The sequence below is a fragment of the Polaribacter sejongensis genome (assembly GCF_038024065.1).
GTDB classification, from domain to species: domain Bacteria; phylum Bacteroidota; class Bacteroidia; order Flavobacteriales; family Flavobacteriaceae; genus Polaribacter; species Polaribacter sejongensis.
Genome location: NZ_CP150667.1, coordinates 2,129,194 through 2,152,761, shown reverse-complemented (window position 1 = coordinate 2,152,761; position 23,568 = coordinate 2,129,194). Strand labels below are relative to the sequence as shown.

Genomic DNA, 23,568 nt, shown 5'->3' with positions numbered 1-23,568 from the left:
AAATGAGAAAAATGAAAACTATATATATAGTATTAACGGCAATGATGTTATTTACATCATGCGATAATGACTTAGAACAAACACCCGCTTTAGATTTAGAATCAAGTAATTTAGAGGTATATGGTCCTGTTTTAAATGCAGCATATTATTATCATACAGGAGTTGCAATGTCACAAATAGTTTTAGGTGATTTTAGAGCAGATAACATGTTAATGTTAGAGGATCCATTTACATCTTTAGATACCTATGATCCAGATTTATCAGGTGGAGATATGACAGAAGCCTTTTTTAATCCAATTTATACCAACCTGTACAAGTCAATCTTAAGTGCAAACAATGTAATAGAAAACTCATCGGAGTCTACAGAGGTAGCAGAAGCAAAGTTTTTAAGAGGTTTATCTTATTTTAAACTTGTAACAATTTTTGGTGATGTTGCAGTAAATTTATCTGCTACACCAAGTACTTCAGATTTATCTATTTTGGAGAGACAACCAGCTGAAGACATTTATAATAATGTAATTATTCCAGATTTTCAAGCTGCTATAGCTGGTTTAGACAATTCTGGATTAGAAGAAGGTAGAGCAACACAAATTGCTGCACGTGCATTTCTAGGAAAAGTTTATATGCACAGAGGTAATTTTCCGAGTGCAGTAACAGAGCTTGCTTCTGTTGTAAATGGAGCTGCTGCTGCAGGTGTTAGTTTAGAAGCTAACTTTGAGGATGTTGTAACTGATTTAAGTTCAGAAAGATTATTTGCAACTCAATTATCTACATCGGTTTCAAATGCTGAAGGTTCTTCTATATCTTCTACATTTGTAGGATGGTTTGAAGGAGCTGATACAAAATCTCTTACTCCGTTAGACCCTCGCTTAACTGCTGCATTTGACGCTAGTACTGATACTGCTGCAAATACAGATTTAAGAAAAGCGTTAACAGTTGATGCCGTTAATGGAGTAGGTGTAAAATACACTGGAGGTCTAGAACAAGATTTTATTGAAATGAGATTGTCTGATGTTATTTTAATGTATGCAGAGGCTTTAAACGAAACTAGTTCTCCTGCAAGCACTGTACTTCCTATGTTAGATGATATAAGAAGTAGAGCAGGTTTAAATAGTTTAACAGGTACAATAAGCTCTCAAGCAGATGTTAGAGAAGCAATTGCTAAAGAAAGAAGATTAGAGTTAGCTTTAGAAGGACATAGATGGTTTGATTTGGTTAGAACAGGTACAGTTGATGCTGAAATGGGATTATCAGTTAATCCTAACTATTATGTATTTCCAATTCCAACATCAGAAATAACAGCAACCAATGGAGTAATTACTCAGAACGCTGGTTACTAATAATTAAGTTTTTAAATTGGTTTTTTACTAAGGGTTGTAACTTTAAAAAGTTGCAACCCTTTTTTTGTATTCTAATAAAATTATTTTGCAATAGTATTAATACAACACATGGTTTGTTTTATTCTTTATTTTTAACCGTGTAGTAAAGTATTTTAGAAGGTGTTATTGGTTTTGTTATCTGTTTATGATTGTACATGGTTTTACTGATAACATATAGTAGTTAACCTATGATTTTAGGTGTTGAGCATTCAAGAAAGTTGAAAACTAAAGAGGATTTATTAATTGGTTTGCCCTTAATAAAAGATGATTACCAAGTAAGACTGTATTCTATTTAATAGTTTGAAGACGTTTTATATTCGAGAGTATTAGATATTAAGATGACTATATTCTTTTCTATTAAAAATAAGGTAATGATATCTATCAGAGTAATTTGTTGTAATTGGTGAAGGTTTAATTGTATTTATACTTTATTTTTAATCATAAAAAAAGCTCAAAATACCAATGAAGTGTATTTTGAGCTTTAAATAAATATAATAAGTATATCCTTTTTTATAATAAAATCATTAATTAAAATTGATATTATTCTTCATCAGGCAATGTACCTTCTCCCACAGTTCCTTCTCTAAACCAAACTTCTGCATAGCATCCGTTGGCATATTGTTTAGCGATATCTCCATTGTAAGTTTCAGATCCAGTACTCCAAACAATATTATCTTCAGGGTTTTTACCGTTTGTTTGATTGTAAGCTCCTTGTTTAAAATAATTAATTTCTCCAGCATAGGCGTTTTCACGTTCTACACCATCGCGACCAATTGCTACATAAAGAGATCGTATTTGTTGAGGAATATCTGCTTTTGTTGAAAATTCAGATTTTAATAAATTTTTAGTAAACTTAATTGTTTCATGTCCTTCGCTTGTAAAAGTTAAATACATGATACCTTTATATACATTAATTTCATAACTAAATTCCTCACCTAATTCAATTCCATCTTTAGGTTCTTCAGGGTATGTGGTAGCATCAGGTCCAACAACAGACATGTCATTTCCCCAAACGGCTGATGAATAATCCCATCTCCCAGAATTATCTCCTTCTGTATTAATTTCATAATTCCAGAAAACAGATCCTTTTGTATGACCAGGAAATTTTTTATAAAATATTTTGATTGGTTCATTTTCATGACCTTCATCACTATGAATTTGTCCAACTACAACAGAGTAAGAAGCGGCTACTCTAGCGTCACCAGAAGTAGAAACATGTTGTACTTTTAAGGTACCCGTTAATTTACCACCTGTTTCTGGTATCCAATGTTTTTTCTGACCTAGTTCTGTTCTTGTATTACTAGATGTTCTAGAAGTAATACCAGCGTTAGGTGTTTTATAAACCACCCAATCAGTTCCTTCTTCATTTTCTACATAAAAAAAGTCTTTATGTTCTACGTCTACTAATTCTTTATACTTTGTACCGTCTCCGCAAAGAATACTCCATTCATTTAAAAAGGGTAAAACATCACTAGGATAAGTGACTGCTTTTAGTTCTTTAGAAGGCTCTTTTTTCTTTGGATTAGAACAACCAATTAACAATAAACCTAAGCTTATCATTAAAAAGGACTGTAAAGATGATTTAGTGATTGTTATTTTCATTTTGTTTCTATTTTAGATATATAATTCTTATAAATGCACTCGGTATTTTGTTTTTAAAAGTTGCTTTCTTCTGCCATTTTAACAACACCAACAGTTAAAATTAAATTTGCAAAACGACGTTGTTCTCCAGTTTGAATAATTAAGGTTGTATTTTGATCTCTAATTTTATCATAAAAAGCATAACGCTCCATTTCATCCCAAGTTACATCACCCAATAAATTTTTATATTCATTATGAATTTCTGCATTTGCTTCTGCTGGCTTTTCCATAACGATGGCACCTTGAACAGGACAAACTTCTAGAATTCCTTCTAGTACGGTAAGCGCATCTAAAAGACCCGGACGAAAATTAAGGTGAACAGTAGTTGAATTAGGCCCTGTCATTGCTCCAACAGGTAAATTACCATCAGCGATAACAACTTGTGCAAAGTGACCGGATCTTGCAAGCACTTCCATTATTGTAGGGTGTATTACTGCCGTTTTTAACATAATTTAATTTTTTTAGTAATTGATTAAATACAAAACACTAGAAAATTTGAACCTTCTAGTGTTTTTATGCTGTTACATATTGTAAACACCACCATTAATATCTAAGGTTGCACCTGTAATAAATCCATCGTACTCAGATGCTAAAAATAAAACAGCACGAGCAACGTCCGCAGCATTACCAGCTCTTTGAATTGGAATTCCTGCTGTAGTTTCTGCTGCAGATTCCTTTGTAGTGTGTGTATTATGAAAAGAAGTACCAAGAATTAAACCCGGTGCAACTGCATTAACTCTTGTTCCTTGAGGTCCTAATTCTGTAGACAAGGCTCTTGTAAATGTTAAGATAGCACCTTTACTTGTAGCATATACTAAAGATCCTGGATGTCCACCTTTACGTCCTGCAAGTGATGCCAAATTAACAATACTACTATTGTCATTTTTTGCAAGATGAGGTGCTGCTGCTTTTGTTACAAACATCATAGAAGTCATGTTAATGTCCATAACTTTATGCCAAAATTCTGCTTCCATTTCCCCTAACATTTTTCTTGCAACAAGAGATCCTGCATTGTTAATAAGGATATCTAAACCGCCTAAAGCTTCTATTGTTTTTTCTACTACTGTTTTAGCATCTGCCTCTTTGGTTAAATCTCCTGCAATAGCAATTGCTTTCTGTCCTTTACTCGTTGCATATTCTACTAATTGATTTGCAGTGTCTGCACTAGAAAAATAATGAATTGCTACATGCGCACCATTATCTATAAAATGTTTGGTGATAGATTCTCCAATTCCTTGTGCACCAGCAGTGACTAATATGTTTTTTCCAACTAATTTATTATTGTTCTTCATGATATTTTTGTGTCTGTTAGATTTTTTATTTTAAAAAATGTAATGTGTAAAATATTTCTTTTAGTGTTTTGCTTCTTTTTGATACAATAAATCATTTTTAGAAAAATAACCATCGTTAGAAACTGAATTACTACTTATAGTAATGCTCGCAGTTTTAAACCAAACTTCAGCATAGTTTCCATCTGCATATTGTTTTTTGACATCTCCACCATGTGTTTCTGCACCAGAACACCAGTTTCTGTTTACTTCTGGAGATTTTCCGTTAGTTTGATTGTAAGTTCCAAGCTTAAAAAAACAACCTTCTCCTGCGTAAGCTTCTTTACGTTCTACACCATCTTGACCAAGTGGTCCAAATAATTTTCTTGTTTGTTCAGGAATATCATCTTTTGTTGTGTATTCAGATTCAATTAAGTTTTTTGTAAACGTTTTAGTTTCGTGTCCTTCACTTGTAAATTTCAAGTTCATGATTCCGTCTTTAACTTCAATTTCATAACTAAATTCTTCATCCAATGCAATTCCGTCTTTTGGTTCTTCTGGCGGTGTGTTTGCATCTGTACCAACAACAGAAAAGTCATCACCCCAAACAGCATAAGAATAATCCCATCTTCCAGAGTTATCTTCTCCAGCTGTATTTATTTCATAATGCCAAAACACAGAACCTTTTGTGTGTCCTGGATATTTCTTGTAAAATATTTTAAGAGGTTCGTTTTCGTGCTTATCTGCACTATGAATTTGACCAACAACAACGGCGTGTGAAGCGGCTACACGAGCATCTCCAGTTGCAGATACATTCATGACTTTAAGTGTAGCTGTTAATTTGTCGTTGGCAGTTTTAGGATACCATTTTTTTACTTGCGCTAATTCTGTTCTTGTATTGTTTGAAGTTCCGTGTGTGTTTCCACCGTTAGGTGATTTAAAAACAACCCAATCTTCTTTTTTATCGTTTGTAGCGTAAAAGAAATCTTTATTTTCAAAATTATTTGCAATTCCAGCATTAGTACCGTCTCCTAATATTAATTTCCAATGATCGAAAAAAGGAATAACGTCACTTGGATACACTGTTTTTGCAACTTCTTTCTCAGCTTCTTTTTTATCAGCCTTTTTAGGCTTGTTATCGCAACTACTTAATATTAATAGAATGCTAAATATAAAGATGGTTGATACCGATTTAATCATTTTTTTGTTCATTTTATTTTTATTTAAGTTTATTTTTTTGAATCATTTATATCACTACTTGTAATATGTTTAGATAATTTATTAAAATGATGTTTCATCATGTCCGTTGCCAGTTCAGTGTCTTGAGATTCTATGGCTAAATAAATATCTTCGTGTTTTTTTATTTCAGAAATTAATTTATCTCCTTCACACACCGATTTTCTGTCGTAAGTAGCAAGAATAGGCGGTGTAATCAAAAGCATTAACGAAATCATTGTATTGTTTTTACTTGCTTTAGCGATGGCTAAATGAAATAATAAATCCTCTTCTAAATAATCATCTCCCTCAGTAATTTTAGCTTTAAAATCATTTAAGGTGTCCTTTATTCGCTTTAAATCAGACTCTGTTCTTCTTTGAGCCGCTAAACTAACAGTCTTTAATTCTAATGATATTCTCGTTTCTACCAGTTCATTAAAAGTTGGAGTGTTCAAAGAAATAATTTCATCTACCATTCCGTTAAAACCTGTTAACCCAATATTTAAAATAGTACCGCTTTGAGACATAGATTTTATGATTCCATAAAACTCTAATTTCCTGATAGCCTCTCTAATGTGATTTCTTTTGACATCAAACTTTTCAGACATAATTCTTTCTGAAGGTAGTTTGTCTCCTCGTTCTAAATTTTTAGAGTTAATTAAATCTCTAATCATGCAAATCACACTGTTTTCTGAGGTTTTCTTTGCGTTCGTATCTATCAGACTTATTTTCATGAAATTGATTATTCTTTTGTGTTAAAGGGATTTATGTTTTTTTTATTAAAAATATTCTATAAGAGCTAATATTCCATTATAAGAAATGATGCATGCAAAAAGGAGTGAAGCAAACAATCCTATATTTACAAATAGACTTGTTTCGTAACCCTGCATTATTTTTTTATTATTTACGATTAAAATGATTCCAAGAATAACAATTGGTAAAACAAACACATTAAAAACTTGCGATAAAATTTGAATTTCTATTGGATTTGCTCCAAAAGCAGGACCTATTAATGCAACCAAACACGCAATTGCAGTTATGATTCTAAACTGACGCGAATTGGTGTCTAGTTTTCCTGATTGATAATCGGCAATTAATAAAGGAGCAATTAGTAAACACGGGAAAATAGAAGATAAACCAGCACTTAATGCTCCAAAAAAGAAAATTGAAACTGCCCAACTCCCTGCAACAGGTTCTAAAGTATTTGCCATATCTAAAACTTGGGTAACTTCTTTCCCTTGGTAATACAATGCACCTGCAGCGACTGCCATAATAACACCACTAATAATAAAGATTAAAATTGCTGCTGTTATAGAATCCTTTTTTTGTTGATCTAAATTTTTAATAGTCCATCCTTTTCCTTTTACAAACAAAGGCCTTGATAAAAAGGTAGCTGATGCCATTGTAGTACCAACAAAGGCTGCAACTAACATTTTACCACCTGCTACGTCTGGTATTGTTGGTATTAAACCTTTAACTACATCCATAGAAAGTGGCTGTACAAAACATAAAGAAAGTATAAATGAAAGCCCCATTAAGCTTACAAAAATGACAAGTATTTTTTCGAAAAAGGTGTATTTACCTACCAACATTAATAAGTAAAAAGTAATAATTATTACAATTGCAGTAATTAAAACGGTTTCATATTTATAGGCGATTAAACCTTCGAAGTTCATGGCTAATATTTCAAAAATAATATTGGCAGAAATACCTAAAATTCCCATTAAAGAGTTCCATTGGCCAAACGTAATACCAACAATGATTAAAATGGCGAATATTTTACCATATTTAAAATGTTTTTTAAAGCCATAAAGAGCTGTTTCTCCTGTTATTAAAGCATAATTTCCATAAGTAAACATTAGTACACCAGAGAAAAGGCAACTTATTAAAAGTACCCATAAGAGTTGCATGTTAAATTTACTACCTGCAACAATCATAGAAGTTACACTACCTGTACCAATGGTATATCCAATGGCGAAAATCCCAGGGCCAAATCCTAAAATAACTGCTATTATTTTTTGTAGGAATGACTTTTTATTTTGGGGTGTTGTCATAGTTAATTGTTTTTTATTTAGTTAATTATTCCATTCTGTATGATAGAATTTATTTGATTCGTCATTAATTCTTTGGTAGGTATGAGCCCCAAAATAATCACGTTGTGCTTGTATTAAATTTGCTGATGAATTTGCGATGGCAAAACTGTTTAAGAAATTAATAGATTCACTAAAGTTAGGAATCGGTAATTCATTTAAAATACATTCAGAAACTGCTTTTTTAACACTAGGTTTTAGCGTTTTTATTTTATCAATGATGGTTTCATCAGTTAAAATATTGTCTGTAGATTTAAATATGGTAACCAATTCTACCATTAATTCAGATCTAATAATACAACCGTTTGTCCAAACTCTAGCCAATTCACTTAAGTTCAAATTCCATTGGTAGTTTTTAGACGCTTCTTGTATCAATTTAAAACCTTGATAATGATTCACTATTCTTGCAAATTGATATGCTTTTAAAATATCATCAATGGCAACGTTAAAATTAGTGTTGATTTTTGTTGCTAAATTTTTGCTTGCAGCAATTCTTTCATCCTTATAAAAAGAAGTATAACGAGCAAATAGAGCAGTAGCAATCATAGAACTTGGCACTCCTAATTGAGCGGTAGTTATGGTAGTCCAGTTTCCTGTTCCTTTATTTCCTGCCTTATCCATTATTTGGTTCACTAACCAATCATCACCTTCTTTTTTTCTTAAAATATCGATGGTGATTTCTAATAAATAGCTGTTTGTTGTTTCTTTCCAAGATTCTAGAATATCTGCTATTTCATCCGGATTATGCCCTAATGCTTTTAACATTACAAACACTTCTGCTAACAATTGCATTTCTACATATTCAATTCCATTGTGTACCATTTTCACAAAATGACCACTGCCTTCTGTACCTATATAGGTGCAACAAGGTAAGTTGTTGGCATCTTTAGCAGCGATAGCTTCTAAAAAAGGTTGCACGCCTTTATAACTTTCTTTGCTTCCTCCGGGCATAATAGATGGACCTTTTAAAGCACCTTCTTCTCCACCAGAAACCCCAGCGCCAACAAAATGAATGTTTTTACCTTTTAGATAATCAAAGCGTTCTTTGGTTTTATTGTAGTTTGAATTTCCTCCGTCTATTAAGATATCTCCATCTTCTAAAAAAGGCAATAGATCTTCAATAACATTATCTACAATTTTACCAGCATTCACCATTAACATGATTTTTCTTGGCGTCTCTAGAGAATTTACAAAAGATTCGATATGGTCAAACGGAAGACTTGTTGCTAATTCTTTAAATTCATTTTTAAAATTTTTAGCAACATCTTCTTCTATACCTGGAACATGTCTGTTGAATAGAGATATATGAAACCCTTTATTAGCTAAATTTCGAGCAAGGCTTTTCCCCATAACTCCTAATCCGAATAATCCAAATTCCGATTTTTTTGATAATTCCTTACTAATCACTTTTACAATATTTTTAGGCGTTAAACTTATATCGACTTTAATAGCGTTTTTTGGTGCTTCTAAAATGTCAAATTGAGATTTCAATAAATCAGCACTCATAAAATGACCTTCACGTTGATTTATTCTTTCTTTAATTTGATTGAAAGAACCATCAAGAAAAACCCACTTTACACTATCTTTTATGTTTGTGTTTAAAATATCACGATATTTCTCTTTCAATGCAGAACAAACTATAATGCAACCTTTATCCTTTAATTGTTCTATTGCTAATTTGTTTAATGTTTGTAACCAACCGAATCTATCATCATCATTTAAGGCCTCTCCATTAGACATTTTTAAAATGTTTTTCTTCGGATGAAAATCATCTCCATCAAAAAAAGGAACATTTAATTCTTTAGATAATAAGTGACCGATGGTGCTTTTTCCACAACCAGAAACTCCCATAATAAATGTAATGTTTGTTTTAAAATTGCTCATATTTTTTTGGTTAACCAGTTTGGGCACCCAAATATATGTTTTTTAAATTAAAAGTACCTGTATCCTGTTCTTTTTTTTGAAAACAGATAATTGCTTGAAAATTAGTTTAAAAGATGTTTTTTTCTGTAACATAATTCTAATGTGTATAATTTATTAGAATATGGTTTTAAAGGAGTTTAATTTTAGAGGTAGAAAAAAAATGATAAAATATCTATTCGTATAAAGTTTTATCGATGGATTATTTATCAAAAATAAAAGAGTAAAAATATCTTTTGTTGATTAAGTGAGTGTCCATTTATTTGAACGAAATATAAATGAACTTTGTTTTTTAGAATACATTTTAGCTTTCTAATTTCTGATACTATTTTAAGTGTAGTTAAATATATTCAGCATAAAAAAAGCCTCTAGAAAATAAATTCTAAAGGCTTTTTTTAATTATATTTTTAAGTTTTACAACTTAAAAGCTTCTTTAATTGCATCTACATAGTCTAATTTTTCCCAAGTAAAAGTTTCTACTTCTTCGCTCGTAGTTTCTCCCATAGGATTTGTAAATGTAACTGTTTTTACTTCTGGAGTTCTTCCCATGTGACCATAAGCAGCAGTTTCAGAATAAATAGGGCTTCTTAATTTTAAACGTTTTTCTATAAAATAAGGACGCATATCAAAAAGAGACTCTACTTTTTTACTGATTTCTCCATCAGTTAAATCTACAGTAGCTGTACCATACGTTTCAACATTTATACTTGTTGGTTTAGCAACACCAATTGCATAAGAAACTTGTACCAAAACTTCTTTACAAAGTCCGGCAGCAACTAAATTTTTAGCAATATGTCTTGTTGCATATGCTCCAGATCTATCAACTTTAGAAGGATCTTTTCCAGAGAAAGCACCACCACCGTGAGCTCCTTTTCCTCCGTAGGTATCAACAATAATTTTTCTACCTGTTAAACCAGTATCACCGTGAGGTCCACCAATTACAAAAACACCTGTTGGGTTAATGTGATAGGTAATGTTATCTGTAAATAATTTCTGAAGATGAGCAGGTAATTTTGCAACAACTCTAGGAATTAAAATTTCAACAATATCTTTTTTAATTTTTGCTAACATCACATCATCAGACTTGTCAAAATCATCATGTTGTGTAGAAATTACAATAGCATCAATTCTTTGCGGTACATTGTCATCAGAATACTCAATAGTAACTTGACTCTTAGCATCTGGACGTAAATAAGGAATATCTTTATTTTCTCTACGTAAGGCAGCTAATTCAATTAATAATCTATGAGATAATTCTAATGCTAAAGGCATATAGTTCTCTGTTTCATCAGTAGCATAACCAAACATCATTCCTTGGTCTCCTGCTCCTTGTTCTTCTGGGTTTGCTCTATCAACACCTTGGTTAATATCTGGAGATTGTTCGTGGATTGCAGATAAAACTCCACAAGAGTTTCCATCAAACATATAAGCTCCTTTGGTATAACCAATTTTGTTAATTACATCTCTAGCAATTTTCTGTACATCTAAATACGTTTTAGATTTTACTTCTCCTGCTAAAAATACTTGACCGGTTGTAACCATGGTCTCGCAAGCAACTTTACTAGATTTGTCGAATGCTAAAAAGTTATCGATTAAAGCATCAGAAATTTGATCAGCAATTTTGTCTGGGTGTCCTTCAGAAACACTTTCTGAGGTAAATAAATATGACATAATAAATCTTTTTTAATATTAAAAATTGATTTTTTTTAAACGTGTTCTTCCTATTGGAAATCAAGAAAAATAAAAAGAGATTGCATAAGTCGCTGAAAGTAGTAGAATATTACTGCTTTAGCATTTTTTGTTTCAGCAGATATAAATATCAGCGTCAGAGGTTGCAATCAGTTCAAATTTTTCCTCTAAAATTCTTTGCAAAGTTACAGCTTAAATTCTAATAACATAATTTTTAAGCATAATATTTTATTATGGTATCATCAATAAAACAAACTTCATTGTTTGTTATTTGTTTGATACTTATTAAACAAGGGGTTTTAATGTGATATTTATATTTCTAAAAAATAAATTGGTTTTTTCTTGGTTATTAAATTTTTCTAAACATATATTTGCATTCAGAAAGTTCAATAACTTATCGAAATGTTATCAAGAAAGGTGGAGGGAAAGACCCGTTGAAACCTTAGCAACCCTTTTCGTGAGGAAAAGAAGGTGCTAAATTCTACTTAATTTCAGATTCATTTATCAGAAATTGGATAGATAACCCATAAACAATTACACTTCCGTGTATTTGTAAAATTCTTAATAACATTTTTCTAGTAAGTACATCAAATTTTTGATGCATTCGACTTTTGGTTTAATCATTTATTAACTCAAAAAAAATAGAAAAATGAGTACGCACAAATTAGCAACAAACGCACTACACGCAGGGCATGATGTAACACAAAATGGAGGAACAAGAGCAGTTCCTATTTATCAAACATCATCTTATGTTTTTAACAACTCAGAACATGCTGCAAACCTTTTTTCATTAAAAGAATTAGGTTTTATTTATACCCGTTTAAACAATCCAACAAACCAAATTTTACAAGATCGTTTAGCGGCTGTAGAAGGCGGAATTGGAGCCGTAGTTTTTGCCTCTGGTACAGGTGCAATTGCAACTGGTTTATTAACACTTTTAAAAGCAGGAGATCATATTGTAGCTTCAAGTAGCTTATACGGTGGAACCTACAATTTATTAAGTGTAACTTTACCAAGATTAGGTATTACAACTACGTTTGTAGATGCTGATAATCCAGATAATTTTGCAGCTGCAGTTCAAGAGAACACAAGAGCATTTTTTGTAGAATCTTTAGGGAACCCAAAGTTAGATGTGTTAGATTTAGAGGCAATTGCTGAACATTCTAAAGCAGCAGAAGTTCCTTTTATAGTTGATAATACAGTGGCAACACCAGCATTATTAAATCCTATTAAGCATGGAGCAAATCTTGTAATTCATTCTTTAACAAAATATATTGGCGGACAAGGAACTTCTTTAGGAGGAGCAATTATTGATGCTGGAACTTTTAACTGGGCAAACGGAAAATTCCCTGAATTTACAGAGCCTTCTGCAGGGTACCATGGTTTAAAATATCATGAAGCTTTAGGTGCAGCAGCATTTACTTTTAAATTAATTTTAGAAGGGTTACGTGATTTTGGTGCAGCTTTAAGTCCAACAAACGCATTTAATATTATTCAAGGTTTAGAAACTTTACCAGTTAGAATTAAGCAACATTCTAAAAACGCATTGGCTTTGGCAACTTGGTTAGAAGCACAAGAAGAGGTTACTTGGGTAAACTATCCTGGTTTAGAAAGTAATAAATACAAAACGTTAGCAGATAAGTATTTGCCAAAAGGGCAAAGTGGTTTGGTAACTTTTGGAGTAAAAGGTGGTTTTGAAGCAGCAAAAACAATCGCAGATAATACCAAGTTATTCTCTTTATTAGCAAATATTGGTGATACCAAATCATTAATAATTCACCCTGCAAGTACAACGCATCAACAATTAGATGAAGCAGCACAAGCAAGTGCAGGTGTAAGTCAAGATTTAATTAGATTGTCTGTTGGTATTGAAGATTTAGAAGATTTAAAAGCAGATTTAACAGCAGCTTTTTCAAAAATATAATAAGTGTGTTTCTTTGAACGCAGTCGAGAACTATTATTATTTTTCGACTGCGCTTAAATAGACAATAATTTAAAATTCAGTAAATAACTTGGAATATCCATTACAACATATCAAAATAAAAGATTTTACTACAGAATCAGGTGCCTTAATTTCGGAAATGAATTTAAGTTACCAGGTTTTTGGTCAAGATTTAGGAACAGCTCCTATCATTTTGGTAAATCATGCACTTACGGGTAATTCTTATGTTGCAGGTAAAGAAGGTTGGTGGCGAGATATTGTTGGAGATGAAAAGGCAATTAATACTAAAACCTATACCATTTTATCCTTTAATATTCCTGGTAATGGTTTCGATGGAATTTTAATTGATAACTATAAAGACTTTATAGCTAGAGATGTTGCAAAGATATTTTTAGAAGGTTTATCAATATTAAAAATTGAGACTTTATTTGCATTGATAGCAGGTTCTTTAGGTGGCGGAATTGCCTGGGAAATGATGGTGTTAAACAATAATTTAACGCAACATTTTTTACCAATTGCAACCGATTGGAAATCTACAGATTGGTTAATTGCCAATTGTCAAATTCAAGAACAATTTTTAGTGAATTCTAGTAATCCTGTTCATGATGCACGTATGCACGCTATGTTGTGTTACAGAACGCCAGAAAGTTTTAAAGAACGTTTTCATCGATCTAAAAAAGAAGATTCAGATATTTTTGATGTAGAAAGTTGGTTGTTGCATCACGGAAAATCATTGCAAGAACGATATCAATTATCTTCTTATAAGTTAATGAATCAATTATTAAAAACGATTGATGTTACTATTGGGGGAAAAAGAGCTATTGAGATTTTAGATAAAATTAATGCCAATATTCATATTATAGGTGTGGATTCAGATTTGTTTTTTACTGCGGAAGAAAATAGAGAAACGCATAAAAAGTTAGCATTAACAAAAGATAATGTTACCTATAATGAAATAAATTCTGTGCATGGTCATGATGCTTTTTTGATGGAATATGACCAGTTGCAAAAAATTATTGAGCCTATTTTTAATAAAGATTATAGAGAAAAGAAGATGAAAGTTTTAAAATTTGGAGGAAAATCTTTAGCCAATGGTGAAGGATTAGAAAATGCAATAGAAATTATTGCAAGTAAATATAAAGCCGGAATAAAAGTAACCGTTGTAGCCTCTGCAAGAGGGAATTCTACAAATGAATTAGAAGCTATTTTAGACAAGGCAGCGTCAAAAAAGGAGTATAAAACTAAGTTTGAAAAGTTTAAAGCATATCAATTAGAACCAAATAGTTCTGTAGACTTTTCTCAAGAATTTTCTAAATTAGAAACTATTTTTGAAGGTGTTTCTTTATTGGGAGATTATAGTCATAAAATTAAAGATGAGGTTTTAGCTCAAGGAGAATTGTTATCTGTAAAATTGGTCGCAAGTTTGTTAGAGAAAGAAAATATTTCTGCCAATGCAGTAGATGCTAGATCTTTAATTATTACTGATGAAAACTTTGGAAATGCACAACCTATTCCTGCGGTTTCTAAAGAAAATGTGATTAATTTTTTCAAAAATAATGACACAACAGTTAATATTGTTACAGGTTTTATAGCCTCCAACAAAAAAGGTGAAACCACTACTTTAGGTAGAAATGGTAGTAATTATACTGCAGCTTTATTAGCTAATTATTTAGATGCGGATGAATTACAGAATTACACACATGTAAGCGGAATTTTTACAGCAAATCCAGATTTGGTTGCAGATGCTAAAAAGATTGAGCAATTATCGTTTTCAGAAGCGAATGAGATGGCCAATTTTGGAGCAACAATCTTACACGCAAAAACTATTATTCCGTTATTAGAGAAAAATATCAATCTTAGAATTTTAAATACATTTCACAAAGAAGATAAAGGAACTTTAATCACCTCAGAATCTTCATCAGCAAAAGGTATTAAATCTATTGCTACCATAGATAATGTTGCTTTACTAAATTTTGAAGGTAGAGGTTTATTAGGTAAAGTAGGTGTTGATGCTCGTATTTTTAAGGTTTTAAGTGATCGTAATATTAGCGTAAGTATTATTGCACAAGGTTCATCAGAAAGAGGTATCGGTTTTATTATTGATGCAGATAGAGCAGTTGAAGCGGTTGCATCGTTAGAAAAAGAATTCGAAAATGATTTTTATTCACAAGATGTAAATCAGATTTCTATTGTAAATAATGTGGCGGTAATTTCTATTATCGGTCAAGATTTAAGCGAATTTCATCATCCTTATAATGCATTAATCAAAAACCAAATAGTACCACTTTTATTCAATAACACGGTTACGGGTAAAAACGTGAGTTTGGTGGTTAAAAAAACCGAATTACACAAAGCAGTAAATGTAATTCATGGTCAGGTATTTGGAGTTACTAAAAAAATAAACATTGCCGTTTTTGGTAAAGGTTTGGTTGGTGGAACTTTAATTGATCAAATTATAGAAAATACACAATCTGTTTTAGAGCGAAGAAAAATTCAGCTAAATGTTTTTGCAGTTGCAAATTCTAAAAAAGTATTGTTAAATAAAAATGGAGTTTCTAAAGATTGGAAGCAAAATCTATTAGAAAACGGTGAAGAAAATGTAACTGTTGATGATATTATCGCTTTTACAAAAGCAAATCATTTTGAAAACTTGATAGCGGTAGATAATACAGCGAGCGTCAATTTTGTAAGTAATTACATTCCGTTTATAGAGGCTGGTTTCGATTTGGTTTCTTGTAATAAAATAGCCAATACATTATCGTTCGAGTTTTATAAAGAAGTAAGAGCGAAGTTGAAAGAATATAAAAAACAATACTTGTACGAAACGAATGTTGGTGCAGGTTTGCCTTTAATAGATACGATTCGTTTATTACATGAATCAGGAGAAAATATTACCAAGATTAGAGGTGTATTTTCAGGGAGTTTAAGTTATTTATTCAATACTTTTTCTGCTAATGATGTTCCTTTTTCTAAAACCTTGCAAGAAGCAATTGATAAAGGATTTACAGAACCAGATCCTCGTGAAGATTTAGGAGGAAACGATGTTGCAAGAAAATTACTAATTTTGGCAAGAGAATTAGAGCTAGAAAATGAATTTAATGAAGTTGAAATTAAGAATTTAATTCCAGAGAATTTAAGAGAAGGTTCTGCAACCGATTTCTTAGGTAAATTAGAATTACTAAATGACGAATATCAAACAATAAAAGAAAACCAAGAGCCGAATCATGTTTTACGTTATATTGGTGAGTTAAGTGGAGATTTATCACAAAATAAAGGGAAATTAGAAGTGAAATTAGTTTCTACGGATAAAAGTACACCTTTAGGTTCTTTAAAAGGTTCTGATGCAATTTTTGAAATTTATACAGAATCTTACGGAGAACAGCCAATTGTAATTCAAGGAGCAGGAGCAGGTGCAAGTGTTACTGCAAGAGGTGTTTTTGGAGATATTTTAAGATTAGCGAAACATAATAATTAAACAGTAGGCCGTTTTCAGTTGACAGTATTTCAGTCAATCACGATTTTAAAAAAAGAAATAAGATTAAAAGAGACAAGAATCAAGACGGAAAAATAAGAGAATTATCATTTTTTGTCTTAATTATTGAATCTAAAAAGCGATAGCGGTCTAACAATACAATACAAGTCATGAGTAAACATTTCGAAACAGAAGCAATTAGAAGTCAAACAGAAAGAAGTCAGTTTTCTGAACATTCTACACCTTTATATTTAACCTCTAGTTTTGTTTTTGACGATGCAGAAGACATGCGTTCATCCTTCGCAGAAGAAAAAGAACGTAACTTATATAGTCGTTTTACAAACCCAAATACAACAGAATTTGTAGATAAAATTGTTGCTATGGAAGGTGCGGAGGCTGGTTATGCTTTTGCAACAGGAATGGCAGCTATATTTTCGTCATTTGCAGCGTTGTTAAGTGCCGGAGATCATATCGTTTCTTGTAGATCTGTATTTGGGTCAACACATGGAATGTTTACTAAATATTTACCAAAATGGAATATTGAAACTTCTTATTTTAAGGTTGATGAGGTAGATTTAATTGAAAGTTTGATAAAAGAAAACACAAAAGTTCTTTATATAGAAACGCCAACAAACCCAGCTGTAGATATTTTAGATTTAGAATTGATTGGTAAAATTGCCAAAAAACACAACCTTATTTTTATTGTTGACAATTGCTTCGCGACACCATACATTCAGCAGCCAATTAAATTCGGAGCAGATTTGGTAATTCATTCTGCAACAAAATTGATTGATGGTCAGGGAAGAGTTTTAGGTGGTGTAACTGTTGGTAGAGCAGATTTATTAAGAGAAATCTATTTGTTTGCAAGAAATACAGGACCAGCAATGTCTCCTTTTAATGCTTGGGTGTTGTCTAAAAGTTTAGAAACCTTATCAATTAGAGTAGAAAAACATTGTGAAAATGCTTTGAAAGTAGCTTCTTTTTTAGAAGAAAATGAAAATGTAGAGCTTGTAAAATATCCATTTTTAAAGTCGCATCCTCAATATGAAGTAGCTAAAAACCAAATGAAATTAGGTGGAAATATTGTTGCTTTTGAAATTAAAGGAGGAATTGAAGCTGGAAGAAAGTTTTTAGATGCGATAAAAATGTGTTCATTATCTGCAAATCTAGGAGATACAAGAACTATTGTTACGCATCCATCTTCTACAACTCACGGACGTTTATCTGAAGAAGATAGATTAGAAGTCGGTATTACAAATGGTTTGGTAAGAGTTTCTGTTGGTTTAGAACATGCAGATGATATTATTGCTGATTTAAAACAAGCTTTAAATAATAATTAATAATAGATGTTTTGGTTGTTTAAAGAGTTGGTTTTAATCTCTTTATTTAATTAAATAATAATTTTATTTAAAATTACGGTAAATTGGTTAACCAATTTTGTACTTTTAAAAATTCAATTATTAATATCATTATTTTTATGAAAATTTCTTTCAGATTATTATTTGTTGGTGCATTATTTTTATCTTATTTTTCTTGTAGCTCTGCAGATTCAGAAGAAGAAATAGTAGGTATTTTGTCTTTATCTACGATTGCTGAATTTTCTGCAAGTCAAGAAACACAATCGGTTACTGTAACTGCTAATGCCTATTGGTACACGAGTAATAATAATGATTGGATTACAATTTCACCAACAAATGGAATTGGTAATAAAACAATAAATATTTCTGTATCATCAAATACGGAATTTAATACTCGTACAGGTAGCATTACTGTAATTAGCGGTGATTTATCGGAGTCTTTAATAATAACTCAAGCTGCAAGAGAAGAAATAACAGGAGATTTAGATCCTAATAAAGTACCTTCTCAAAATTTTGATTTAGCTACATGGAATTTGAGTATTCCTATTAATAATGGAAGTGGTGTCGCAAAAACAATTACTGTAAGTGAGCTTAATGGAGTATATAAAAATGATACTTATTTTTATACAGCTGCAGATGGAGGAATGGTTTTTAAGTGTCCAGTAGACGGATTTAAAACATCTACAGGTACAAGTTATACAAGAGTTGAGTTTCGTGAAATGTTAAGAGGAACCAATACTAGTATAGATACCAAAGGAGTTAATAAAAATAATTGGGTTTTTGGTACTGCTCCGCAAGCGGATATAACTGCCGCTGCAAGTTATGACGGAGAAATGTCTGCAACACTTGCTGTAAATCATGTAACAACTACAGGAGATTCTGGTCAGCAAGGACGTGTTATTGTTGGTCAAATTCATGCAAATGATAACGAACCTATCCGTCTTTATTATAGAAAATTAGCAGGTAATACTTTGGGGTCTATTTATTTTGCACACGAACCTGCAGAAGGAAGTGGAGCTGAACAATGGTACGAAATGATTGGTTTTAAAGATAATTCTGGTTCTAACCCTCCAGACGGAATAGCACTTAATGAAAAATTTAGCTACAATATTAAAGTTGTTGGAGATGATCTAACGGTTACTATTATTAGAGAAGGCAAAGCCGATGTTGTTAAAACTGTAGTTATGGCAAATAGTGGTTATAATAATGGTGGGCAATACATGTATTTTAAAGCAGGAGTTTACAATCAGAATAATACAGGAGATGCAGATGATTATGTGCAAGCTACTTTTTATGCTTTAGAAAAATCGCATACTGTAAATTAAGTTATCGTTAAAAATACTTAGATTTTAGATTAAACTATAAACCCACTGAGATAATACTTAGTGGTTTTATAGTTTCAAAAGTTATTTATAAAAAAGTATATCCTACTATTTTAGTATAGTAATTAAATTGTGTAATTTTGTACTATGCTATCAAAGAAAACAAAATACGGAATTAAAGCACTTACTTATCTTGCAAGACTAGAAGATAAAACGCCTGTTTCTATTGCTACGATTTCTAAAAATGAAAATATTTCTTTAAAATTTTTAGAAACTATTCTTTTAACCCTTCGTAAAAACGGGTTGTTAGCGTCTAAAAAAGGAAAAGGTGGTGGCTACTATCTTTTAAAGGAACCTAAAGATATTCAAATGACTACTATTATGAGAATCTTAGAAGGGCCAATTGCCATGATTCCTTGTGTTAGTTTAAATTTTTACGAAAAATGTGCCGATTGTCCTGATGAAAACCTTTGTGCTGTAAACAAGTTAATGGTTCAGGTAAGAGATAGTTCTTTGCAAATTTTTAAAAATACTACGCTAGCAGATTTGTGTAATTGCTAAAACTATAAGTCATTTCGAGGAGGAACAACGAAGCCTTCTATTTGTTTTATTTATTATTAATTGCCATTTCTAAGCACTAAGCACTAAGCAAGTAGCAATCTCTTAATTATTCCTTTCCGTCTTTAGGTTGATATTCAACTTCTTTTGCCAATTAATATTGAGACAACACACCTTTACAAGCTCACTTTAGATTCCCTTTGTATTATTTTAATTACTAAAACCTTGTAGTAGTTACATATTCATAATTTATTTACTCTTTTTTTATTAATCTACTAAATCTATAGGGTTTAGGTAATTTTTAAGATTTAATCCCGACTTTTTGTATAATAATAATGTAGATTTGCATACCCTATTAAAGTAGTAGGGTAATTATTTGAATTAATTTTTTTTATGATTTTAGACCAAATCATTTTTAGTAAAAAAGCACAGACTAAAGGTTTTAAAGAAGATAAAACTTCTGAAAAACCTTTACGAAGTGTGCTTAAGGCATTAAGTTGGAGAGTTATAGGTACAGTAGATACTTTAATAGTGTCTTACCTCTTAACAGGGGAGTTGTCAGTGGCTACTTCAATTGCATCAATAGATTTTTTAACAAAGTTAGTTTTATACTTCTTTCACGAGAGAGTATGGAATAAAATAAAATGGGGAAAGTAATGAGCTTAAACTTAACACAAGTTAACGCAGAATTAAAAGATAAAAGTCCAGCAGAAATTATAGCTTGGGCTATTTCTTTTGCTAAAAATCCAGTAATTACAACCAACTTCAGGCCTTATGAAGTTGCAATTTTAAAAGCGGTTACGGATGTGCAAAAAGACATTAAAGTAATTTGGTGCGACACTGGTTATAATACGATGCAGACTTATAAACATGCGGAAGAAATTATAGAAAAACTGAATTTAAACATTCATTTATATACACCAAAACAAACGGCAGCTCATAGAAATGTTGTTTTAGGAGTTCCTTCGGTAGAAGATCCAAAACATGTTTTGTTTACAGAACAAGTTAAGTTAGAGCCATTTTCTAGAGCTATGAAAGAGCATCAACCAGATGTTTGGTTTACAAACTTAAGAAAAGGTCAAACGGCATTTAGAGACAGTATAGATGTTGTTTCTCAAAGTAAAGACGGTGTAGTAAAAGTGAGTCCGTTTTATAACTGGACAGATAAAGAATTAGATGCTTATTTAGTAGAACAAAATTTGCCAAATGAGTTTACATATTTCGATCCAACAAAAGTAGAAAGTAACAGAGAATGTGGTTTACACATCTAAAAAGATAATTATGAGTAATACAACAATACAAGTAGATGCTTTAGAAAGTGAAGCAATTTATATTTTTAGAGAAGTTGTAGCGCAGTTCGAAAAACCTGTGTTGCTTTTTTCTGGAGGAAAAGACAGTATAACGTTAGTACGTTTAGCTCAAAAAGCATTTTATCCAGCAAAAATTCCTTTTCCTTTAATGCATATTGATACAGGTCATAATTTTCCTGAAACGATTGAATTTAGAGACAGATTAGCAAAAGAATTAGGTGTTGAGTTAATTGTAAGAAATGTACAAGACAATATAGATTCTGGTAGAGTAAAAGAAGAAACTGGTAGATATGCAAGTAGAAATATGTTGCAAACAGAAACGTTGTTAGACGCTATAGAAGAGTTTGGTTTTGATGCTTGTATTGGAGGAGCAAGAAGAGATGAAGAAAAAGCAAGAGCAAAAGAAAGAATCTTTTCTGTAAGGGATGATTTTGGTCAGTGGGATGAAAAAAACCAACGTCCAGAAGTATTCGATATGTTAAACGGACGTATAGATTTAGGTCAGAATGTACGTGTTTTTCCAATTTCTAACTGGACGGAATTAGACGTTTGGTCTTATATAGAACAAGAAAATATCGAGATTCCATCAATCTATTTTGCACATAAAAGAAAAATATTTGTAAGAGACGGAATGATTTGGTCTGCAGATGATGAAGTTGTTTTTAGAGATGAAGAAGAAAAAGTAGAAGAAAGAATGGTTCGTTTTAGAACTGTTGGAGATATGAGTTGTACAGCAGCAGTTTTATCCGACGCAGTCGATATTGCAAAAGTTGTAGAAGAAATTAGAGATTCTTCCATTTCAGAAAGAGGTGCAAGAATAGATGATAAACGATCTGAAGCAGCAATGGAGAAACGTAAACAACAAGGGTATTTTTAGAATACTTTGGGCGTTTTAACGGGCTTTCCACTATATCTTTTTTTTGAAAAAAAAAGGATGTCGTTTCAATCCCTAACGCAACTATTTGCAAACACCTTACAAAATTTAATCGCTTTGTAAGTATTAAAAATGAATACAAATTAAGCTAAAAGCCAAAGGCTAATAGCGAACAGCTCATAAGAATGAAAGTACTAAAAATAGCAACAGCAGGAAGTGTAGATGATGGTAAGAGTACCTTAATTGGTCGTATTTTATACGATACAAAATCATTAACAGACGATAAGTTAGAAGCGATAGAAGAAAAAAGTAGACAACGTGGTTTTGACTATTTAGATTTCTCTTTAGCAACCGATGGTTTGGTAGCAGAACGCGAACAAGGAATTACTATTGATGTAGCGCATATCTATTTTTCTACACCAAGTAAAAGTTTCATTATAGCAGATACTCCAGGGCATATAGAATATACAAGAAACATGGTTACGGGTGCTTCAACTGCACAAGCTTCTATCGTTTTAATTGATGCAAGAAACGGAGTTATAGAACAAACATACAGACACTTTTTTATCAATAATTTATTGAGAATTAAAGATGTTGTAATTGCTATTAATAAAATGGATTTAGTTGAGTTTTCTGAAGAGAAATACAACACCATTAAAGCTGAAATTGAATATTTAGCAAGTAAAAGTGAGTACAAAGGTCAGAATTTAACGTTTATACCAATGTCTGCTTTACAAGGAGATAATGTGGTTCATAAATCTGAAAATACGCCTTGGTATAAAGGAGAAACGTTAATGCATCACTTAGAAAGATTAGATGCAGAAGATATTAATGATGCTTCTCAAACTCGTTTTCCTGTGCAAACAGTTATCAGACCAAAGACGGAAGAATACCACGATTTTAGAGGTTATGCAGGAAAGCTTTATGGAGGTGATTTAGCTGTTGGAGATGAGGTTGCAGTGTTACCATCGCAAACAAAATCGAAAGTTAAAACAATTAATTTTTTCGATAAAGAATTTGAAACTGCAAAAAGAGGAAGTTCTGTTACCATTACATTAGAGGACAATGTAAATGTTAGTAGGGGAGATATGTTGGTGAAAGTAAATGAAGAGCCAACAATTGCTAAAGAATTAACAGCAACTATCTGTTGGATGGATAAAGAGCCTTTAAAAGCTTCTCAAAAATACTATATTAAACATGGTGTAAATGATGCACAAGCAAAAATTACACAATTGTCTAGTATTATAAAAACTGATTTTTCTGGAATTGAAGAAAATCCATCAGAATTAGTATTAAACCAAATAGGAGACATACAATTAAAGTTAAGTAAACCATTAGCTTTTGACTCTTATAAGAATAATAAATCAAATGGATCATTTATTTTAATAGATCCAAAAAGCAACAATACAGTAGGTGTAGGTTTTATCAAGTAAAAAGCCCCCTTTCCCCTGAAGGGGGAACAATGGAATCGAAGTCTTAAAAGTTGACTTCTATATATTCCAATAAAAACTACAAGGTTTCAACAACCTT

Annotated in this window: 18 protein-coding genes and 1 riboswitch; of the genes, 10 read left to right on the top strand and 8 right to left on the bottom strand. The window is 31.6% G+C overall.

Annotation, left to right across the window (positions count from 1 at the left end; all coding sequences use genetic code 11):
- The first annotated feature begins 11 nt into the window (after nt 1-11).
- On the top strand, nt 12-1,340 hold the full coding sequence (locus WHD08_RS08980) for a RagB/SusD family nutrient uptake outer membrane protein (RefSeq protein WP_165733149.1): 1,329 nt from the start codon (nt 12-14) through the stop codon (nt 1,338-1,340).
- Between the two features lie 579 nt (nt 1,341-1,919).
- Here the strand turns inward: WHD08_RS08980 and WHD08_RS08975 are convergent.
- The 8 genes from WHD08_RS08975 to metK form a co-directional block, all read right to left on the bottom strand.
- Entirely contained in the window at nt 1,920-2,981 is a 1,062-nt protein-coding gene (locus WHD08_RS08975; RefSeq protein ID WP_208891064.1) for a polysaccharide lyase family 7 protein, read from the bottom strand.
- A 53-nt stretch (nt 2,982-3,034) separates the two neighbouring features.
- The gene (locus tag WHD08_RS08970; RefSeq protein WP_208891065.1) at nt 3,035-3,469 is read right to left on the bottom strand and encodes an RbsD/FucU domain-containing protein; all 435 of its coding nucleotides are present in this window, start codon (nt 3,467-3,469) and stop codon (nt 3,035-3,037) included.
- A gap of 72 nt (nt 3,470-3,541) precedes the next feature.
- Complete coding sequence (locus tag WHD08_RS08965) at nt 3,542-4,312, bottom strand: SDR family NAD(P)-dependent oxidoreductase (RefSeq protein ID WP_208891066.1); 771 nt, start codon at nt 4,310-4,312, stop codon at nt 3,542-3,544.
- A 60-nt stretch (nt 4,313-4,372) separates the two neighbouring features.
- Nucleotides 4,373-5,488, bottom strand: a complete 1,116-nt coding sequence (locus tag WHD08_RS08960) for a polysaccharide lyase family 7 protein (protein ID WP_244183333.1) — start codon at nt 5,486-5,488, stop codon at nt 4,373-4,375.
- Nucleotides 5,489-5,517: 29 nt separating this feature from the next.
- A complete protein-coding gene (locus WHD08_RS08955) occupies nt 5,518-6,237 on the bottom strand; it encodes a FadR/GntR family transcriptional regulator (RefSeq protein ID WP_208891068.1) in 720 nt (239 codons plus the stop codon).
- Nucleotides 6,238-6,282: 45 nt separating this feature from the next.
- Nucleotides 6,283-7,557 carry an Nramp family divalent metal transporter gene (locus WHD08_RS08950; protein WP_208891069.1) on the bottom strand — a complete coding sequence of 425 codons (1,275 nt, stop codon included), beginning with the start codon at nt 7,555-7,557 and terminating at the stop codon, nt 6,283-6,285.
- 21 nt (nt 7,558-7,578) lie between these two features.
- A complete protein-coding gene (gene gndA, locus WHD08_RS08945; RefSeq protein ID WP_205860262.1) occupies nt 7,579-9,477 on the bottom strand; it encodes an NADP-dependent phosphogluconate dehydrogenase in 1,899 nt (632 codons plus the stop codon).
- A 450-nt stretch (nt 9,478-9,927) separates the two neighbouring features.
- Nucleotides 9,928-11,184 carry a methionine adenosyltransferase gene (metK, locus tag WHD08_RS08940; protein ID WP_208891070.1) on the bottom strand — a complete coding sequence of 419 codons (1,257 nt, stop codon included), beginning with the start codon at nt 11,182-11,184 and terminating at the stop codon, nt 9,928-9,930.
- Nucleotides 11,185-11,604: 420 nt separating this feature from the next.
- Nucleotides 11,605-11,728, top strand: a riboswitch (SAM riboswitch).
- Nucleotides 11,729-11,851: 123 nt separating this feature from the next.
- Between metK and WHD08_RS08935 the strand changes: the two genes are divergently transcribed.
- The 9 genes from WHD08_RS08935 to WHD08_RS08895 all read left to right on the top strand — a co-directional run bounded on the left by WHD08_RS08935 (nt 11,852) and on the right by WHD08_RS08895 (nt 23,471).
- The gene (locus WHD08_RS08935) at nt 11,852-13,126 is read left to right on the top strand and encodes an O-acetylhomoserine aminocarboxypropyltransferase/cysteine synthase family protein (RefSeq protein ID WP_165733141.1); all 1,275 of its coding nucleotides are present in this window, start codon (nt 11,852-11,854) and stop codon (nt 13,124-13,126) included.
- Between the two features lie 88 nt (nt 13,127-13,214).
- On the top strand, nt 13,215-16,619 hold the full coding sequence (gene thrA / locus WHD08_RS08930) for a bifunctional aspartate kinase/homoserine dehydrogenase I (RefSeq protein WP_208891071.1): 3,405 nt from the start codon (nt 13,215-13,217) through the stop codon (nt 16,617-16,619).
- A 167-nt stretch (nt 16,620-16,786) separates the two neighbouring features.
- The gene (locus WHD08_RS08925) at nt 16,787-17,956 is read left to right on the top strand and encodes an O-succinylhomoserine sulfhydrylase (RefSeq protein ID WP_208891072.1); all 1,170 of its coding nucleotides are present in this window, start codon (nt 16,787-16,789) and stop codon (nt 17,954-17,956) included.
- 137 nt (nt 17,957-18,093) lie between these two features.
- Nucleotides 18,094-19,299, top strand: a complete 1,206-nt coding sequence (locus WHD08_RS08920) for a polysaccharide lyase family 7 protein (protein ID WP_244183334.1) — start codon at nt 18,094-18,096, stop codon at nt 19,297-19,299.
- Between the two features lie 144 nt (nt 19,300-19,443).
- A complete protein-coding gene (locus WHD08_RS08915; RefSeq protein ID WP_165733138.1) occupies nt 19,444-19,857 on the top strand; it encodes an RrF2 family transcriptional regulator in 414 nt (137 codons plus the stop codon).
- Nucleotides 19,858-20,247: 390 nt separating this feature from the next.
- On the top strand, nt 20,248-20,511 hold the full coding sequence (locus WHD08_RS08910) for a DUF2061 domain-containing protein (RefSeq protein ID WP_208891073.1): 264 nt from the start codon (nt 20,248-20,250) through the stop codon (nt 20,509-20,511).
- Complete coding sequence (locus WHD08_RS08905) at nt 20,511-21,125, top strand: phosphoadenosine phosphosulfate reductase family protein (RefSeq protein WP_208891074.1); 615 nt, start codon at nt 20,511-20,513, stop codon at nt 21,123-21,125. The genes WHD08_RS08910 and WHD08_RS08905 overlap by 1 nt, the downstream gene beginning before the upstream one ends.
- Nucleotides 21,126-21,135: 10 nt before the next feature.
- Nucleotides 21,136-22,041: a sulfate adenylyltransferase subunit CysD gene (gene cysD, locus WHD08_RS08900; protein WP_165733135.1), complete on the top strand. Its 906-nt coding sequence runs from the start codon at nt 21,136-21,138 to the stop codon at nt 22,039-22,041.
- 182 nt (nt 22,042-22,223) lie between these two features.
- On the top strand, nt 22,224-23,471 hold the full coding sequence (locus WHD08_RS08895) for a sulfate adenylyltransferase subunit 1 (protein WP_208891075.1): 1,248 nt from the start codon (nt 22,224-22,226) through the stop codon (nt 23,469-23,471).
- Nucleotides 23,472-23,568 lie beyond the last annotated feature (97 nt).

Excerpts from the sequence above, each read along its gene's own strand:
- WHD08_RS08980 (WP_165733149.1), top strand. The coding sequence starts at position 12 with ATGAAAACTATATATATAGTATTAACGGCAATGATGTTATTTACATCA.
- WHD08_RS08975 (WP_208891064.1), bottom strand. The coding sequence starts at position 2,981 with ATGAAAATAACAATCACTAAATCATCTTTACAGTCCTTTTTAATGATA.
- WHD08_RS08970 (WP_208891065.1), bottom strand. The coding sequence starts at position 3,469 with ATGTTAAAAACGGCAGTAATACACCCTACAATAATGGAAGTGCTTGCA.
- WHD08_RS08965 (WP_208891066.1), bottom strand. The coding sequence starts at position 4,312 with ATGAAGAACAATAATAAATTAGTTGGAAAAAACATATTAGTCACTGCT.
- WHD08_RS08960 (WP_244183333.1), bottom strand. The coding sequence starts at position 5,488 with ATGATTAAATCGGTATCAACCATCTTTATATTTAGCATTCTATTAATA.
- WHD08_RS08955 (WP_208891068.1), bottom strand. The coding sequence starts at position 6,237 with ATGAAAATAAGTCTGATAGATACGAACGCAAAGAAAACCTCAGAAAAC.
- WHD08_RS08950 (WP_208891069.1), bottom strand. The coding sequence starts at position 7,557 with ATGACAACACCCCAAAATAAAAAGTCATTCCTACAAAAAATAATAGCA.
- gndA (WP_205860262.1), bottom strand. The coding sequence starts at position 9,477 with ATGAGCAATTTTAAAACAAACATTACATTTATTATGGGAGTTTCTGGT.
- metK (WP_208891070.1), bottom strand. The coding sequence starts at position 11,184 with ATGTCATATTTATTTACCTCAGAAAGTGTTTCTGAAGGACACCCAGAC.
- WHD08_RS08935 (WP_165733141.1), top strand. The coding sequence starts at position 11,852 with ATGAGTACGCACAAATTAGCAACAAACGCACTACACGCAGGGCATGAT.
- WHD08_RS08925 (WP_208891072.1), top strand. The coding sequence starts at position 16,787 with ATGAGTAAACATTTCGAAACAGAAGCAATTAGAAGTCAAACAGAAAGA.
- WHD08_RS08920 (WP_244183334.1), top strand. The coding sequence starts at position 18,094 with ATGAAAATTTCTTTCAGATTATTATTTGTTGGTGCATTATTTTTATCT.
- WHD08_RS08915 (WP_165733138.1), top strand. The coding sequence starts at position 19,444 with ATGCTATCAAAGAAAACAAAATACGGAATTAAAGCACTTACTTATCTT.
- WHD08_RS08910 (WP_208891073.1), top strand. The coding sequence starts at position 20,248 with ATGATTTTAGACCAAATCATTTTTAGTAAAAAAGCACAGACTAAAGGT.
- WHD08_RS08905 (WP_208891074.1), top strand. The coding sequence starts at position 20,511 with ATGAGCTTAAACTTAACACAAGTTAACGCAGAATTAAAAGATAAAAGT.
- cysD (WP_165733135.1), top strand. The coding sequence starts at position 21,136 with ATGAGTAATACAACAATACAAGTAGATGCTTTAGAAAGTGAAGCAATT.
- WHD08_RS08895 (WP_208891075.1), top strand. The coding sequence starts at position 22,224 with ATGAAAGTACTAAAAATAGCAACAGCAGGAAGTGTAGATGATGGTAAG.